Here is a 16,071-nt window from a genome sequence, read left to right as displayed (position 1 = left end):
ACCGCACAAATTTGATCGATCAAATTCGTGCGCCCAGGTTCACGCCCGGTAAAGCGGACGCCAGCCTCCGCCCCCGAAACCCAGCAGCACAGGAGTTGTTTCACCGTGGCCTCTGAACAGCCATACCTGCACAATCTCTCGGGCGTTTTCAGCGCTCCCATCCAAGCCTGGTCCGACGCCCATGGTCAGGTCCGGCATATCGGCGCGCAGGGTATTTACTGCGGTGATGACCGTGTGCTCAACACCGCAGTCCTGACGGTGGACGGGCGGGAGCCTGAATGGGTGTCCACCCAGCTGCGTTCCTCCAAGGAAACCGACTACATCTATTTTGTGCGCGCGGACGCCGAGGTGGCGGACCCTTTGCTCTCCCTGGTGCGTACGCGTTCGGCCCAATCCGGCCGTATCCGTCCCGGCGCGGACACCGAGAGCCTCACCGGTTGCTCCGGCCGGGTGGCTGAGACGCTGCGTCTTGAGTCGGCCATGCGGGAGCCGGTGTCGCTGACGGTCCGGCTGACCCTTGGCGCGGACAACACCACGATGGAAGACATCAAGCAGGGCGCGCGTGGCGGCGCCCCGGTGGAGCCGCAGGGGACCACCTGGTCCTGGCGGGACCAGGACACCACCCTGGCGCTGACGGCGGGCAACGGAACCGTCGGCGTCAATGGCAACACGGTGACCATCGACTGGGCCGTGCAGGTGTTTCCCGGGGTGCCAGTGGAGCTGGCCTGGGCAGTGGACCTGACGGACGAGGACTCCCCGATGCTCGCCGCGGACGGGGAACCCATCGTGGCTCCGGCCTCAAACGACCCGCGGCTCAGCAGGCTCCTGGAACGGTCCGTCAGCGACCTCAACAGCCTGCGCCTGGCGCACTACTCGCATCCGCGTGACACGTTCCTGGCGGCCGGTGCCCCGTGGTTCTTCACCATGTTCGGGCGCGACTCCATCATCGCGGCGCGCATGCTGCTGCCCATCAACACGGCCATCGCCGGCGGAACCCTCCGTGCGCTCGCCGGCCGGCAGGGCACCGAGACGGACCACACCACGGCCGTCCAGCCCGGCAAGATCCTGCACGAGGTCCGCAGGACCGTCCTGACCATGGCCGAGAGCGGTCAGGCCCTGCGCCTGCCGCCGGTGTACTACGGAACCATTGACGCCACGCCGCTGTGGATCTGCCTCCTGCACGACGCCTGGAAAGCCGGCATGCCGGATGCCGAGGTGGAGGAACTCCTGCCCAACCTCCAGGACGCCCTCGAATGGCTCCGGGACCATGGCGACCTGGATGGGGACGGCTTCCTGGAATACCTCGACGCCTCCGGCCAGGGCCTGGTGAACCAGGGCTGGAAGGACTCCGGCGACGCCATCCGCTGGCACGACGGCTCACTGGCGAAGGGGCCCATCGCGCTCGCAGAGGTCCAGGCCTATGCTTACGAGGCCGCCGTGGTGGGTGCGGAAATCCTGGACGCCTTCGGACGTCCCGGGGCGCAGGAATGGCGCGACTACGCGGCAGGCATGGCCGAGCGCTTCCGGGCGCAGTTCTGGTGCGAGGACGAACTGGGTCCCTACCCGGCGCTCGCCCTTGATGCCGACAAGCGCCCGGTGGACGGCGTGACCTCCAACATGGGGCACCTACTCGGCACCGGAATCCTCAATGAGGAGGAACAGCGGATCGTCGTGCGCCGCGTCATGGACCCCACCATGTTCTCCGGCTACGGCGTCCGGACCCTGTCCACCACCAATGGCGGCTACTGGCCCACCCGGTACCACGCGGGCGCCGTCTGGAGCCACGACACGGCCCTGATCATCAGCGGCATGCTGGCGGACGGATACCCGGATGAAGCTGCGCAGCTCGCCGCCGGGCTGTTGCACGTGGCCGAAGCCAACGACTGGCGGCTGCCGGAGCTCTTTGGCGGCCACGGCTCCGACACCATGCGCACCCCCGTGCCGTTCCCCGCGAGCTGCCGCCCGCAGGCCTGGGCCTCGGCCAGCTCGGTGGTGATCGCCGCTGCGCTTACCCCGAACGGGCGGCCGGCAGCGCGGGAGGACCTGCAGGCGTCGGCCGCCAGCCTGTAGCCGGGCTAGGCGGTAACGCGGTCTATCGACACGACTGCAAGGAAGCCCCGGCCCAGGATTTCCGGCGTATTGGAGCCGGAACCTACGACGGCGTCATAGCGGCCCAGCGTCTCCGGCTCGCCTGATGCCCGGGCTGCTTCTGGTGCTTCGCCGTCGCCCGGGGTGTCCCCGACGCCGGCGATGCCGGGGGTGACAGTGGCCTGGCCCTGCAGCAGGATGCCCAGCTGGCCTTCGAAGACGGGGTGGGCGCGCTTCTTGGAGAGCTCGATGATGGACGTGTACCCCTTGAACGCCCCGTTACGGGTAATCACATTGAGGTCGCGGATGTCGCCCGTGGGCAGTGCGCTGGCGGTGTCGGCGTCGCCGGAGAACCGGAACGGCCGGTATTTCTCCAGCGGGTGTTCGGTGCCGTCTACCGTCAGCAGGAGGAGTTCGCCTTCGATCACCGTGAGCACTCGGTCCATGCCGGGAAAAGAAGAGAACGCGCCGGCCTTGGACACCTCGGCGATGCTCACCCGCCAGTCCCACGCGCCGTCCTGGGCGGAGGCGGCCTTCGGATGGCTGGCCAGTTCGCGGGTGACACCGCCTTTGTTGCGCCACGGTTCGGCCCTGAGTTCGGCATAGCGGATGATCTCCATCCGACCAGCCTAGCGGCCTGACGCCGGGCCGGGCCCGCAGCGGCGCCGGTGAAGAGGTGTCGGTGAGCGCTTCGCAGGCTTGCTAACGTCAGGTGGAGGAAACACGGCAGGAGGAGCCAGGGATGTTCGTCAAGGTGTGCGGGCTGAGTACGCCCGAGTCAGTCCGGGAAGCGGCCGGCGCCGGTGCGGACGCCGTCGGCTTTGTCCTGACCAGGAGTCCGCGCGAGGTCACGCCCGCCCGGGCGCGGGAGCTTCTTGCCGACGTTCCGCCCGGCACCCCGGCCGTGGGCGTATTCCGCCACGAGGCCGTGGCGGACGCCATCGCCGTCGCCCGCGACGCCGGCCTGGACTGGATCCAGCTCCATGGGGACCGCACCCCGCAGGACGTCAAGGCAGCGCACGACGCCGGCATGAAGGTGATCAGGGCCGTCACCATGGGTGCCTCCCCGGAAGCATTCGGCAGCTGGGGCGAGGAACTGCTGCTGATCGACGCCGCTGTTCCGGGCTCCGGCGAGGCCTGGGACTACGCCTCGGTGCAGGCGAAAGGGCTGGCCGGCCGAAACTGGCTGCTGGCAGGGGGCCTCGACCCCGCTAACGTCGCCCGGGCCGCGAAGGAAGCCGGTGCGTGGGGAGTGGATGTCTCCTCCGGCGTCGAAAGTTCCCGCGGGGTGAAGGACCTGGCGAAGATCCGGGCGTTCGTGCTGGCGGCGAAGGCTTAGCGCCGTCCCGACGGAGTACACGGCCTCAGCCGGAATGGATAGCGCACGGTTCTTGTTGCCGCAGTCATGAAGCGCATCGGATTTCTTTCCTTCGGCCACTGGGGCAACGTTGAGGGGTCCCGTACCCGCACGGCCCGGGATGCGCTGCTGCAGGGTATCGACCTCGCCGTGGCAGCTGAGGAACTGGGGATCGACGGCGCATTCTTCCGGGTGCACCACTTTGCCCGGCAACAGGCGTCCCCGTTCCCGCTCCTGGCCGCCATCGCCGCGCGCACCAGCAGGATCGAGATGGGCACCGGCGTCATCGACATGCGGTACGAGAACCCGCTGTACATGGCCGAGGAAGCCTCCGCCACGGACCTGATCAGCGGCGGGAGGCTGCAGCTGGGTGTCAGCCGCGGTTCGCCCGAACCGGCCCGGGACGGAGCCGCGGTGTTCGGTCATGTTCCGGCCGACGGCGAGAGCCCGGCAGACATGGCACGCCGGCACACCGCGGTGTTCCGCCACGCCATCACCGGCGCCGGGGTGGCCGAAAGGGATCCGCGCTACGGCGGCGGACCCGGCAAGCTCCCGGTCCAGCCGAACTCGCCCGATCTTGCCCGCCGGATCTGGTGGGGTGCCGGATCCCGCGCCACCGCGGTGTGGACCGCGGAGCAGGGGATGAACCTGATGAGCTCCACGCTGCTGACCGAAGACACAGGCGTGCCCTTCGACGAGCTGCAGGCGGAGCAGATCAGCATGTTCCGTGCCGCCTGGGCCGGCGCAGGCCACCAGCACACGCCGCGGGTTTCGGTCAGCCGCAGCGTGCTGCCGATCGTGGACGAGGAGGACCGCCGGTACTTCGGGCTCAGCGCCCTAAGGGAAAAGCGGGACCAGGTGGGCATCATCGACGGGCTCGTGGCAAGGTTCGGGAAGAGCTACGTGGGCGAGCCTGAGGCGATCGCCGGGGAACTTGCGGCAGACGCCGCGGTGCAGGCTGCCGACACGTTGCTCCTCACCGTCCCCAACCAGCTGGGCGTGGACTTCAACGCCAAACTCCTCGGCACTGTTGCCCGCCACATCGCCCCCGCCATCGGCTGGCAACCCAAGTGGTCCCCGGCCGCGGCTCTGCCTGCGGCGGGGGCGTCCGGTGCCGAGGCTAGCCGCGGCTGAGGGTGTTCGCTAGCATTCAGCTGGGGAGCACCCCGAAGAACCCGGCGGCCACGCCCGCCACCCGAGTCAAAGGAGACCCGTTGTGACTCTGCCCCAAGGTATTACCCCCGGCATCTGGACACTCGACATGTCCCACAGCGAAATCGGGTTCACGGTCCGCCATGCCGGCATCAGCAAGGTCCGCGGCCGCTTCACCGACGCCTCGGCCGAAGCGCACGTGGGCACGTCCCTGGCTGCGTCCAGCCTGCACGCCACCGTCAAGACGGCAAGCTTCGACTCCGGCGATGCCAACCGTGATGCCCATGTGCGCGGGGCGGACTTCTTCGACGTCGAGCAGTTCCCCGAGATGACTTTCCGGGCCACCGGCATCGAAGGCGACGGCGAGGACTACACCGTCACCGGTGACCTCACCATCCGCGGCATCACCAAGCCCGTGGAACTCGAGGTGGAATTCACCGGCGTGGCTGTCGATCCGTTCGGTGCCACCAGGGCGGGATTCAGCGCCGAGGCCGAAATCAGCCGCAAGGAGTTCGGGCTGACGTGGAACGCGGCCCTCGAAGCCGGCGGGCTGCTGGTCAGTGACAAGGTCAAGATCAACGTCGAGGCGGCCCTGGTCAAGCAGAGCTAGACCGGAATCCCGTGGCCGTCCGGCGCAAGCCGGGCGGCCGCGGCGGCCCAGGTCCGGACCGGCTCAGGTCCAAGGTATGCGGAGGACCAAGGAAAACAGGGCGGCGTAGTCGTAGCTCGTGGAACTGTTGGACATGAGCACGACTGCCCTGCCCCGTTCCGGGTAAAGGCGCATGATGTTCCAAAACCCCAGCCCCGTGCCGAAGTGCTCCACGTAGGATCCGTGCGGCCCGTGGGAGTGTTTCCGGAACCAGCCTGCGGAGTGGTCAAACCCCTTTCCCCGGACCTGGATTTCGCGCATTGCCCGGGCCGTGGAGTCCTGCAGGATGCGGTTCCCGCCCGGGCCGCCGGCAGCCCCGGACACCGTGGTTCCGGATGCCGTGGTTCGGGAAGCCGGGACCAGACCGTCGTTGAGGTGCAGCCGCGCAAACTCGGCCGCGTCCAGCACGGTTCCCACCAGGCCCCCGTAGCCTGCGCCGTCAACCAGGAACGGGTTCAGCGAAGAATAGTCGCCGTGCCGTGGCCCCAGCGTTCCGGGCGGGAGGATCCGTGCCAGCGCCGGTGCGAGCGGGCGGGGGAGCCGAACATAACCGGTGGCCGCCTGACGCCCTGGCGGATACGAAAAACCGGTTGAATCCATTCCCAGCCGGGTGAGGATCTCGCGTTGGACATAGCTAGTGAACGGCTCGCCGGAGACCTGGCTGATGATCTGCGCCGCCACAAGGTAGCCGACGTTGGAATAGTGTCCTGTGCCTCCCACCCGGTAGCGGAACGGCCTGCGCCGGGCCATCAGTTGCCGCAGCATCCGTTCCTGGTCCGGCCCCGGCGTGTCCGCCGGGTGAATCCACCTCACGGGCAGCGGATTGCCCAACCCCGCCGAATGGCTGAGCAGTTGCCATACGGTGGGCTGGACCGGGCCGGGGGCGCGCAGCCAGGGCAGGTACTCGTGGACTGGTGCGTGCAGGTCCAGGCGACCCTCATCGGACAGCCGGTGGGCGGCAGTGGCTGTCACCGGTTTCGTCATCGAAAACCACGGATACGCCGTGCCCGCAGTTGCCGGCGTCAATGATGACACATCCGCATACCCTGTCCCGCCCGAATACAGCACGCGGTCCCGCGATACGACCGCCAGGGACATCCCCGGAACGCGGGCCCTGCCTGCTACATCAGCCAGGGCCGCCCCGAGCGCCGTCAGATCCATTTGTTGTGCCGGAAGGCTGCATACAGGATCACGCCCATGACCGCCATCAGGCCCAGCGCCATGGGGTAGCCAAAGACCCAGTCCAACTCGGGCATGGTGCGGAAATTCATCCCGTAAATGGTGCCCACCAGGGTTGGAGCGAAGAGGATGGCAGCCCACGAGGAGATTCGTTTGACCTGCTCGCTCTGCGCGAAGCTGGATTCCGTGAGGCGCCTCATCTCATCGTTCTGCCGCTGTGCCACCAGCGCCGCGTTGACCGTGAGCGCGTTCTGTAGCAGGGCCCTGAAGGAAGCGGTCCGCTCGCCAAGGCGCAGGACGTGGTCCAGGACGTCGCGCAGGTGGTCCTGCAGTTCGGGGCCGGGCCGATGCTCGGGCGTGCCGGTGAGCAGGGCCTGCAGGATTCCCGCCAGGGGACTGGTGCCGCGCTGGAACATAATGACCTGGCGGGAAAGTTCGTATATCCGGCGTGACACGTCGGGGTCGCCGCCGAAGAGGTCATCCTCGATTTCGTCAATGTCGTTTTCCAGCCCGGCGGCCACCGGCTCATATTCATCCACCACCTGGTCCAGGATGGCGTACAGCACGGCGTCCGGCCCCAGTGCCAGGAACTCGGGCTGCGATTCCATCCTGCGGCGGACCCGGGCAAGGTCCGGTGACTCGGCGTGGCGGACGGTGACCACAAAGTCTGTGCCCACGAAGACGTGGATTTCGCCGAACTCGACCTTTTCGACGTCGTCGAGATAGCGCGCCGGGCGAAGCACCAGGAACAGGGTTTCGCCGTAGTGCTCAAGTTTGGCCCGCTGGTGCCCGGTCAGGGCGTCCTCCACCGCGAGGTGGCTGAGTTCGAACTCGTCCGCCACGGAACGCAGTTCCTGCGAGTCCGGCCGGTACAGCCCGATCCAGGCCATCCCCTCACGCTGCCGCAGCAGGAAGTACGTCTCCTCAAGTCCTTCCGGGTCGGTGGTCCGGCGGCCATTTACATAGACGGCATTGTCAACAATGGTCACGCTGCGCCTCCTTCTGCGGACCGTCCCTTGCTGTGACGTTAGCCCTTCGCCGGGACGCTGCCAACAGTATGCGCCCGGGCCGGCGTGACGCCGTGACGGGGCAGCGTAAGGATTTCGTAAAGACCGGGTTAAGCCGGAACCGGGCGGTGCTACGCTCCGTGATGCGTCGAACAACAGGCACGTTATAGAGGCACGGCGCCTGAAGCACTTTGCATGCCCGCCGATGAGAGGATTTCCAATGGCGGCACAGCTGAGCGGGTCGGCAAAAGCGGGCACAGACATCCGGCCCGGCGACAGCCGCATCAGGCGCCTGCTACTGCACCCGGTCAGGTCGGTGCCGGTGGCATTTCTTGCCGTGATCATGCTGGGAGCCGGGCTGCTCCTGCTTCCCGCCTCGCATTACCCCACGGATTCCGACACCGCTATGCCCGCCCTGTTCACCTCGGTTTCCGCCGTCTGCGTGACAGGGCTGATAACTGTGGACACCGCCACGTTCTGGACGCCCTTTGGCCAGGCGGTCATCCTCGGGCTGATCCAGGTGGGCGGCTTCGGCATCATGACGCTGGCAACCCTGCTCGCACTGCTGGTCCGCAAGAACCTCGGCCTCCGCGGGCAGCTCGTGGCGCAGTCCGAAACGCACACCCTGAACTTCGGCGATGTGCGGTCGGTGCTGGTTCGGGTCGCCAAAATCATGGCAGCCATCGAGGGCAGCACGGCGGCGGTCCTGACGCTCCGCTTCTGGTTCGCGTATGACGCCAACCCGGCCACGGCACTGTGGCACGGCATCTTCCACGCGGTATCCGCCTTTAACAACGCAGGCTTTTCGCTCTACAGCGACAACCTCGTCGGGCTCGCTGAAGACCCGTGGATCATCATCCCGATCTGCGCGGCAGTGGTGGCCGGCGGCCTGGGCTTCCCGGTCATCATCGCCTTGATGGGAGGCGGGTTCCGGTTCAAGGAGTGGACGGTCCATGTGCGGCTTACCGTCTACGGCACCCTCATGCTGCTCGCCGCCGGCTTCGTGCTCTTCGCCGCCTTCGAATGGAACCGGCCCGAAACCCTGGGGTCGCTCAGCACCGGCGGAAAGTTCCTCGGGGCGCTGGCCGGCAGTGTGTTTCCGCGCACGGCAGGCTTCAACAGCATCGATTACGGGGCCGCCACGCCGGAAACCCTAATGGTCACCAACATCCTCATGTTTATCGGCGGCGGGAGCGCCGGGACCGCGGGCGGTATCAAGATCACCACCTTCCTGATCCTGGGATTCGCCATTTGGAACGAGGTGCGGGGCCGTGAGCAGGTCACCATCGCCCACCGGTCCATCAGTTCCTCGGCACAGCGCCAGGCGCTTTCGGTTGCCTTGCTGGGGGTTGCCGCGGTCATCGCGGGAACGCTCCTGCTCCTGATGTTCACCGACTACAGCCTCGAAAAGGTGCTCTTCGAATCCATTTCCGCCTTCGCCACAGTGGGCGTGAGCACCGGCATCACCTACCACCTGCCGGCCAGCGCGGAGTGGGTCCTGATGGCGCTGATGTTCATCGGCCGGATCGGGACCATTACCGTTGCCTCTGCCCTGGCCCTGTCTGCGCATCCGCGGCTCTACCACCTGCCCGAAGAGCGGCCGATCATCGGCTGACGCTGCGGACCCGGGATTCAGGGCCCGTTCAGGGCAGTCCCCTACTCCCGATCACTCGCCCGCGGTGGACAATGGCTGTATGAAGACATTGCTCAACATCATTTGGCTGGTCTGCGGCGGACTCTGGCTGGCGCTCGGGTACTTCTTCGCGGGGATCATCTGCTGCCTGCTCATCGTGACCATCCCCTGGGGCATCGCGTCCTTCCGGATTGCGTCCTACACGCTGTGGCCCTTCGGCCGCATGGTGGTGGACAAGCCGGGCGGCAACGGCGTGTTCTCGCTGCTGGGCAACGTGATCTGGCTGGTGGTTGCAGGCATCTGGATCGCCATCGGCCACGTGGTGACCGCGTTCGCCATGGCCATCACGATCATCGGGATCCCGCTGGCGATCGCCAACCTGAAGCTCATCCCGGTTTCGCTGATGCCGCTCGGCAAGCAGATTGTGCCCTCCGACCGGCCCTTCGTCACCAGCTACCGCTAAGCCCGGCGGAACGCGCCGCCGTCGAGAAGCGCGACGGCGGCGCTCCCGTTGAGTTCAGCAGCGATCTCCACGTCCTCCTGGTAGCCGCCGAAAACGAGCTCCCGTCCGCTGGAGGATTCCAGCAGCGTGCCACCAAGGCGTGGCTCCGCAGCGGTGAACGCGTCCATCGCCCCCTGCGCCTCCGGGGAGAACCAGTTCCGGCGGTGCTCTGGCAGCGCGGCCAGGAAGGCCCCCGCTCCCAACTCGTCCTCCAGCGCGGGCCGGAGTCCGCCGTCGGGCCATTTTTCGCCGGCCGCGATGACGGCGATCACCGCTGCGGGCGGAAGGTTCCGGGCCGCCCACTCGGCGGTGGCGCGGGCGTTGCGGAGGCACACCGCGGCCACCCGCGGTACGGTACCCGCCAGGGAGTGGGCCAGGGCGGAGCCGTTGGGCGAGGGAAGCACCACCCTGTCCAGAGCCGGCGCGGAGCGCAGGCTGGCAGGGGAAAGGCTCACCCCGCTCCCGCCGCGCCTGCCGGCGAGAACTGCGTCCTGCTCCGCGGCGAAATCAGCGGCGGTGCCGTCTTTCCAGCGATAGGGGAACACGTCGGCGCCGCGGTCCACGGCGACGCTCACACAGGTGGTGAAACACAGGACATCCACCACCACAGCCAGTTCGGCTCCCGGCGCTACGGCTATGGCGCCGTTGCGGCCCCACTCGAAGCGGACCGTAAACGGCAGTTGCCGGTGCGCGGCCTGAACCTCGCTCACGCGAGCTCGCCCGCCAGGTTTCGCCGGGCGGAGTCAAGCCAGAGCTCACGGCCGCGGGCCGTGTTGAACAGCGGGTCCAGATCCAGCAGGTGGCGCACGACGGCGGCGCGTCCCGCCGCGAAGTCGGCGTCGCCGATGTGCGCGAAGTCTTCCCGGACGGCGCTGAGGTAGCGGCCGTACGCCTTGGGTTCGCCGCCGAGAACCGACAGGTCCGCGTCGCACAGGAGGGCGCCGTCGTCGTCTCCCGGCTCCGGGCGGTGGTCCGCAGTGAGACGGACCAGCCGCCCCACCTCGTACGCCTCATCCTCGGTAAGTCCGGCGTGCAGGAGCCTGTCCTCGGCCAGCCGTGCCGATTCCTCCTCGTCCTGTCCGGCGATCCCGCGGTAGACGGCGTCGTGGAACCAGGCGGCGAGAACCACGGTGCGTGGCGGGTCAGCCGGTTCAGTGAGCAGGTCCAGGGCCTCCAGGACGGACAGCAGGTGGGTGCGGCCGTGGTACTTCCGGTGTTCCTCGCCCCAGCGGTCCAGCAGGTCCAGGAACAGGGCGTCGTGGCCGGGCAGCACGGCGTTCCAGCGGTTCAGGAGCGGCACCTTGAGGGCCTTGCCACGCTGGCGGGCGGGGATGCGGAGTCCGCAGGCAATCAGCTTGCGGACCAGGATCCTGGCCTCCACGGGGATGGCACCGGCCTCCACCAGGGAGTCGTACCTGGCCTCGGAGACGTCGTAGTGGTCGCCGTCGAACGCGCGCTCCGGAATGCCGGCGGCCTCCGCGAAGCGGTGCAGCTCATCGAGGGAGGTGTCCGAGATCAGGTGCGAAAAGTGGGTTCCGTGGGCTGGCCAGAGCGGCGGATCCAGGTAGACGGCCATGGGGGAAATTCTAGTGCCGAGGGTGGGACACCTGCTTCAGCGCGGCAGAGTCCCGTGTTTCAGCCTCCCGACGGACCCGGCGCCGCCAACCTCGCACGCACCCACATCGCCAACAGCCTCACGGCCTCAGTGACCGGAGCCCTTGAGGAACGCGAAAACGTCCAGCCGGGAACCCTGGAGAAAACCGCCTAATACCCGGCAGCCGGCACGCCCTACTCCGGGGCGGGCGGAATGTTCTGGTTGCCGCGGAACACGTTGTCCGGGTCGAAGTCGCGTTTCACCCGGGACAGCCGGTCGAAGTTCTCATTCCCGAAGGCCGCGCGTACCCGCGCCTGGCCTTCGTCGCCGATGAAGTTCAGCCACACCCCGCCGGTGGCATATGGCGCGATGTCGTGGCGGAAATGCTTCACCCACGCCCTGGCTTCCTCGCCCTCCTCCGGTGTTTCACCCAGCCCGAAGGGGTGGCTGACCCAGTTGGCGTTGCGGTTCAGCAGCGGTGTGGCTGCCGCGGCCGGTCCGCCCACCGCACCTCCCCAGTGTGCGATCAGCTGCTGTGAGTGCTGGCCGGGCAGCCTACGCGCAGAATCGATGATGACGTCCAGGGCGTCGTCGGAAAGCTCATTGTGGTAGTCGGCGCTCCAGTAGTTGTACATGCCCGGGGGATCGTCAAGCGAGCACTGGAAGTCGGCGTAATTGGTGTCTCCCAGAAGATCCACTGCCGGGTCGAGCGCGCGGTACGGCTTGGCCCTCTCGGCGCCTTCGCCGGCGTCCCCGGCATAGATGTACACCACGGCAACAGCCATCTTTCCCACCATCTCCGCGGGAACAAACGGCTCAGGCGGGGCTGTCAGATAGATGAGGGTGGCACATTCCTCGTTGGGTGCCGCCAGGGCAAGTTCCCGGAAGCCGCGGCTGACGTCGGTGGCTGCATTCCCCGGCCAGAGCATAATGCCGGCATGGACCGTCGGGCCCAGTTCGTGGAGCCCGAACGTGAAGGACGTGGCCACGCCGAAGTTGCCGCCGCCGCCGTGCAAGGCCCAGAACAGTTCCGGGTTCTCCCGTGCGCTGGCGGTCACCTGGTCGCCGCCGGCAGTGACCAGGTCCACCGAGACCAGGTCGTCGCAGGCAAAGCCGAAGGCCCGCTCCAGCCAGCCGGAGCCGCCGCCCAGCGTGAAGCCTGCCAGCCCGGTGGTGGAGACGCGGCCGCCCGTCAGGGCCAGGCCGTGCTCCTGTGTTGCGCGATCGAACTCACCGCAGGTGAGGCCCGCTCCGGCGGTGACCGTGCGGCTTTCCGGATCCACCTTGACCGATTTCATGGGGCGGACGTCCACCACCAGGCCGCCGTCGTTCATGGACATCCCGGCCACCGAGTGGCCCCCCGCCCGGACGGCCACGGGCAGTTCGTTGTCGCGCGCATACTGGAGTGCCTGGGCAACGTCGGCGGGGGTGCCGCATTGGGCAATGACGGCCGGACGCCGGTCGATCATTGCGTTGAAAAGCTTCCGGGATTCGTCATAATCCGGACTGTCAGGCCTGATCCATTTCATGGCAACGCTCCTCGGCGCTGGCGGCTTCGCCCCCACGAAAAATCGTACTGCGGCCGGTATCGGCGTGCTACGGCTGAGATTTGCGGAAGAGTGCTCACCAAGTCATGGGACCGGATATGCGGATGAATAATGCTTTCATAACCGCATATGAGGTAATAGGCTGGACAAATGCCCACCATACGCATTGCGGAAGCAGCCCGGTTCCTCGGTGTCAGCGACGATACCGTCCGGCGCTGGACCGAGAACGGAAGCCTCACCCCGGTGAAGGACGAATCCGGCCGCCTGGCCGTGGACGGGTTCGAGCTGGCATCCCTGGCCCGCGAGCAGGCGCAGCTGCCGGATGACCCCACCCGGGTGGGCAGTTCCGCACGGAACCGTTTCGTCGGCCTGGTCACGGGAATCACCGCAGACAAGGTCATGGCCCAGGTGGAACTGCAGTGCGGGCCATTCCGCGTCGTGTCCCTGATGAGCAGCGAAGCTGTCCGCGAGCTCGGCCTGGAGCTCGGTTCCGTGGCCACGGCCGTGGTCAAGGCCACCACCGTGATCATTGAAACGCCGCAGGGAAAGAGCATCGTGTGAACACCAGGAAACCGCGCTTTGCGGCACTGCTGACAGCGGCGGCGCTCACCGCAGGCCTTGCCGCTTGCGCTCCGTCAGCGTCGACGTCGGCCGGCCCTGCGGCCGGCGCATCCTCGGACACGGCCGGGCAGCTTTCCGGGACCATCACCGTTTTTGCGGCAGCTTCGCTCAAAGCCACCTTCACAACGCTCGCGGACGAGTTTGAGAAGAAGAACCCGGGCACCAAGGTGACACTCAGCTTCGCCGGTTCCTCGGACCTGGCCACGCAGATCAGCCAGGGTGCGCCCGCTGACGTGTTTGCCTCCGCAGACACCACGAACATGGCCAAGCTCGCCGACGCGGGACTCCTCGACGGCGCGGCGACGAACTTCGCCACCAATGTCCTGCAGATAGCGGTCCCGCCGTCCAACCCGGCGTCGATCGGTTCCTTCGCGGACCTGGCCAGGCCCGGCGTCAAAGTGGTGGTCTGCGCGGGCCAGGTCCCGTGCGGTGCCGCGGCGGACGCCGTTGAAAAGGCTGCCGGCGTCACGATTGCCCCGGTCAGTGAAGAATCATCCGTCACCGACGTCCTGGGCAAAGTGACGTCGGGTGAGGCCGATGCCGGCCTGGTGTACGTCACCGACGTCAAGGCCGCCGGCACCAAGGCGAAGGGAATCCCGTTCGCGGAAGCCGGCAAGGCCGTCAACACCTATCCCATCGCCACCGTAGGCGCCAGCAGGAACAAGCAACTGGCCGCAGCGTTCGTCGCCATGGTGGCCAGCGCCGACGGCAGGAAGACCCTCGCCGACGCGGGCTTCGGGGCTCCCTAAGGATGGACCGAGCCAACGTGAGCGGTTACCACGGCATCCCGCGCTGGATCTATGCCATCGCAGCGGCAGGCGGACTGTTCGTTCTTCTGCCGCTGGCCGCGATGGCTGCCAGGGTCAACTGGCCCCAGTTCATCCCGCTGGTCACGTCCGAATCCTCCCTGACGGCCCTTGCGCTCAGCCTGCGGACCTCGGCCGCGAGCACCGTCTTGTGCATCGTTTTCGGCGTTCCGCTTGCCCTGGTGCTGGCCCGCTCGAGCTTCCGGGGCCAGCGGCTGCTGCGCGCCTTCGTGCTGCTGCCACTGGTGCTGCCGCCGGTGGTGGGCGGCATCGCGCTCCTGTACACCTTCGGCCGCCAGGGCCTGCTGGGGCGCAGCCTTGAGGCTGCCGGGATCCAAATTGCGTTTTCGACGACGGCGGTGGTGCTCGCGCAGACCTTCGTGGCGTTGCCGTTCCTGGTGGTGAGTTTGGAAGGCGCACTGCGCACGGCCGGCGGACGATACGAGGCTGTGGCGGCCACACTCGGTGCCCGCCCCACCACAGTGCTGCGCCGCGTCACCGTGCCGCTGGTGTTGCCCGGCCTGGCGTCCGGCGCCGTGTTGTCCTTCGCCCGGAGCCTGGGCGAATTCGGTGCGACGCTCACCTTCGCCGGGAGCCTGCAGGGGGTGACGCGGACGCTGCCGCTGGAAATCTACCTGCAGCGGGAGACGGACGCCGATGCCGCCGTCGCGCTTTCGCTCGTCCTGGTGGCTGTCGCCGTGACAGTGGTGGGACTGACTTACCGGCGCCCGGCTCAGCAGAGCCAACGCAGTTCGCCGGCAGACAGCACCGCCGGCAGGCTGGACACCGGCCGGCCGGACGATGGAAGTCTGGGCGGTGCCCGGTGAGCTTCCACCTGCAGGCAACCGTGCGTGCCCGCGGATTCGACGTCGGACTGAGCCTCGCGCCGGGCGAAACCGTTGCGGTTCTCGGCCCCAACGGGGCCGGGAAATCGACCCTCCTCAACATCATCGCCGGGCTGCTGCGGCCGGATGCCGGCCGCGCCGAAATCGACGGCAAAGTGCTGTTCAACCTCGACGGCGGCGCCACCGCCTGGACTGCACCGCACCACCGCGGCACGGCCCTGCTCGCGCAGGAACCACTGCTGTTCCCGCACCTCAGCGCCCTGGAAAACGTGGCCTTCGGGCCCCGCAGCGCCGGGACGGCAAGGAAAGCGGCGCGGGAGTCGGCCCGGAAATGGCTGGCCGCGGTGGATGCGGCGGACCTCGAAACCCGCCGCCCCGCCGAGCTCTCCGGCGGCCAGGCCCAGCGCGTGGCCGTCGCCCGGGCGCTCGCGGCCAACCCCGAAGTACTGCTGCTGGACGAGCCCATGGCCGCCCTGGACATCCACGCCGCGCCGCTGCTCCGCAGGCTCCTGAAAAAGGTCCTGGCCGGGCGCCGCGCCATCATCATCACCCACGACGTCCTGGACGCCCTGATGCTGGCCGACCGGGTGATCGTGCTCGAAGGGGGCAGGATCGCCGAGGAAGGGCCCACCCGCCAGGTCCTGCAGCGGCCCCGGAGCCGGTTCGCCGCCGGGCTGGCCGGGCTCAACCTCATTTCCGGGACCCTTACCGCCACAGGGCTCCGGACCGCGGAGGGCATGGAGGTGGCCGGTCACCGGGACGAGGAAGCCCTCCCGGACGATGCCTGGCCCGCCGGTCCCGCCGGTCAGCCCGGCGTGGCGGCCTTCCCGCCGTCGGCCGTTTCCGTGTTCCTGACGGACGCGCACGGCAGTCCGCGGAACTCGTTCGCCGTCGCTGTCACCGACCTGGAGCAGCACGGGGACCAGATCCGGGTGCGCGCCGGCGGGATGTCGGCCGATATCACGCCGGCCGCCTCCGCAGACCTGGGACTGGCGCCGGGAATGACCGTCTACTTCGTGATCAAGGCGGCAGCGGTAGCCGTCTACCCGGCGTAGCAAACTCCCACAAACGGCCGCAAACGGCACCAAACG

At 67.9% G+C, this 16,071-nt stretch carries 17 protein-coding genes; 11 read left to right on the top strand and 6 right to left on the bottom strand.

The genetic code is table 11. The features are described 5' to 3' along the window. Positions 1 to 105: 105 nt before the first annotated feature. The gene (locus ARTH_RS19050) at positions 106 to 2,070 is read left to right on the top strand and encodes a glycogen debranching N-terminal domain-containing protein (protein WP_011693586.1); all 1,965 of its coding nucleotides are present in this window, start codon (positions 106 to 108) and stop codon (positions 2,068 to 2,070) included. A gap of 5 nt (positions 2,071 to 2,075) precedes the next feature. Here ARTH_RS19050 and ARTH_RS19045 read toward each other — a convergent pair whose 3' ends face one another. After that, entirely contained in the window at positions 2,076 to 2,708 is a 633-nt protein-coding gene (locus tag ARTH_RS19045) for a HutD/Ves family protein (RefSeq protein ID WP_011693585.1), read from the bottom strand. A 122-nt stretch (positions 2,709 to 2,830) separates the two neighbouring features. On the opposite strand from ARTH_RS19045, the gene ARTH_RS19040 reads away from it, so the two are divergent. From ARTH_RS19040 to ARTH_RS19030, 3 genes are all read left to right on the top strand, one after another. Continuing rightward, a complete protein-coding gene (locus tag ARTH_RS19040; RefSeq protein ID WP_011693584.1) occupies positions 2,831 to 3,427 on the top strand; it encodes a phosphoribosylanthranilate isomerase in 597 nt (198 codons plus the stop codon). 66 nt (positions 3,428 to 3,493) lie between these two features. Further along, positions 3,494 to 4,579: an LLM class flavin-dependent oxidoreductase gene (locus ARTH_RS19035; RefSeq protein ID WP_011693583.1), complete on the top strand. Its 1,086-nt coding sequence runs from the start codon at positions 3,494 to 3,496 to the stop codon at positions 4,577 to 4,579. A gap of 82 nt (positions 4,580 to 4,661) precedes the next feature. Further along, complete coding sequence (locus ARTH_RS19030) at positions 4,662 to 5,207, top strand: YceI family protein (RefSeq protein ID WP_011693582.1); 546 nt, start codon at positions 4,662 to 4,664, stop codon at positions 5,205 to 5,207. 63 nt (positions 5,208 to 5,270) lie between these two features. Here ARTH_RS19030 and ARTH_RS19025 read toward each other — a convergent pair whose 3' ends face one another. Beyond that, complete coding sequence (locus tag ARTH_RS19025) at positions 5,271 to 6,407, bottom strand: serine hydrolase domain-containing protein (protein WP_011693581.1); 1,137 nt, start codon at positions 6,405 to 6,407, stop codon at positions 5,271 to 5,273. Then, positions 6,398 to 7,414: a magnesium and cobalt transport protein CorA gene (locus ARTH_RS19020; RefSeq protein WP_011693580.1), complete on the bottom strand. Its 1,017-nt coding sequence runs from the start codon at positions 7,412 to 7,414 to the stop codon at positions 6,398 to 6,400. The genes ARTH_RS19025 and ARTH_RS19020 overlap by 10 nt, the downstream gene beginning before the upstream one ends. Positions 7,415 to 7,652: 238 nt before the next feature. Here ARTH_RS19020 and ARTH_RS19015 point away from each other — a divergent pair, with 238 nt between their 5' ends. Both ARTH_RS19015 and ARTH_RS19010 read left to right on the top strand, forming a co-directional pair. Next, positions 7,653 to 9,047, top strand: a complete 1,395-nt coding sequence (locus tag ARTH_RS19015) for a TrkH family potassium uptake protein (RefSeq protein ID WP_011693579.1) — start codon at positions 7,653 to 7,655, stop codon at positions 9,045 to 9,047. 79 nt (positions 9,048 to 9,126) lie between these two features. Continuing rightward, on the top strand, positions 9,127 to 9,528 hold the full coding sequence (locus ARTH_RS19010) for a YccF domain-containing protein (RefSeq protein WP_011693578.1): 402 nt from the start codon (positions 9,127 to 9,129) through the stop codon (positions 9,526 to 9,528). Here ARTH_RS19010 and ARTH_RS19005 read toward each other — a convergent pair. Next, positions 9,525 to 10,277 (bottom strand): 2-phosphosulfolactate phosphatase, encoded by a 753-nt coding sequence (locus ARTH_RS19005; protein ID WP_011693577.1) that lies wholly within the window; start codon positions 10,275 to 10,277, stop codon positions 9,525 to 9,527. The two genes, ARTH_RS19010 and ARTH_RS19005, sit on opposite strands and share 4 nt — an antisense overlap. Beyond that, on the bottom strand, positions 10,274 to 11,143 hold the full coding sequence (locus ARTH_RS19000; protein WP_011693576.1) for a DUF4031 domain-containing protein: 870 nt from the start codon (positions 11,141 to 11,143) through the stop codon (positions 10,274 to 10,276). Before ARTH_RS19000 ends, ARTH_RS19005 begins: the two co-directional genes overlap by 4 nt. A gap of 54 nt (positions 11,144 to 11,197) precedes the next feature. Here ARTH_RS19000 and ARTH_RS23990 point away from each other — a divergent pair, with 54 nt between their 5' ends. Beyond that, the gene (locus tag ARTH_RS23990) at positions 11,198 to 11,335 is read left to right on the top strand and encodes a hypothetical protein (protein ID WP_156810712.1); all 138 of its coding nucleotides are present in this window, start codon (positions 11,198 to 11,200) and stop codon (positions 11,333 to 11,335) included. A 20-nt stretch (positions 11,336 to 11,355) separates the two neighbouring features. Here ARTH_RS23990 and ARTH_RS18995 read toward each other — a convergent pair whose 3' ends face one another. Next, positions 11,356 to 12,690, bottom strand: a complete 1,335-nt coding sequence (locus tag ARTH_RS18995) for an FAD-binding oxidoreductase (protein ID WP_011693575.1) — start codon at positions 12,688 to 12,690, stop codon at positions 11,356 to 11,358. Between the two features lie 168 nt (positions 12,691 to 12,858). Between ARTH_RS18995 and ARTH_RS18990 the strand changes: the two genes are divergently transcribed. From ARTH_RS18990 to ARTH_RS18975, 4 genes are read left to right on the top strand one after another with little or no spacing between them, the layout of a single operon-like run. Beyond that, the gene (locus tag ARTH_RS18990) at positions 12,859 to 13,269 is read left to right on the top strand and encodes a TOBE domain-containing protein (protein WP_011693574.1); all 411 of its coding nucleotides are present in this window, start codon (positions 12,859 to 12,861) and stop codon (positions 13,267 to 13,269) included. Next, complete coding sequence (gene modA / locus ARTH_RS18985; RefSeq protein ID WP_011693573.1) at positions 13,266 to 14,078, top strand: molybdate ABC transporter substrate-binding protein; 813 nt, start codon at positions 13,266 to 13,268, stop codon at positions 14,076 to 14,078. The genes ARTH_RS18990 and modA overlap by 4 nt, the downstream gene beginning before the upstream one ends. A gap of 2 nt (positions 14,079 to 14,080) precedes the next feature. Then, positions 14,081 to 14,962, top strand: coding sequence for an ABC transporter permease (locus tag ARTH_RS18980; RefSeq protein WP_011693572.1), 882 nt, complete (start codon positions 14,081 to 14,083; stop codon positions 14,960 to 14,962). Then, positions 14,959 to 16,035, top strand: a complete 1,077-nt coding sequence (locus ARTH_RS18975) for a sulfate/molybdate ABC transporter ATP-binding protein (protein ID WP_011693571.1) — start codon at positions 14,959 to 14,961, stop codon at positions 16,033 to 16,035. Before ARTH_RS18980 ends, ARTH_RS18975 begins: the two co-directional genes overlap by 4 nt. Positions 16,036 to 16,071 lie beyond the last annotated feature (36 nt).

This window comes from Arthrobacter sp. FB24 (assembly GCF_000196235.1).
Classification (GTDB): domain Bacteria; phylum Actinomycetota; class Actinomycetes; order Actinomycetales; family Micrococcaceae; genus Arthrobacter.
The sequence above is the reverse complement of the archived record's forward strand: the minus strand, read 5'-3'. Positions and strand labels throughout refer to the sequence as shown.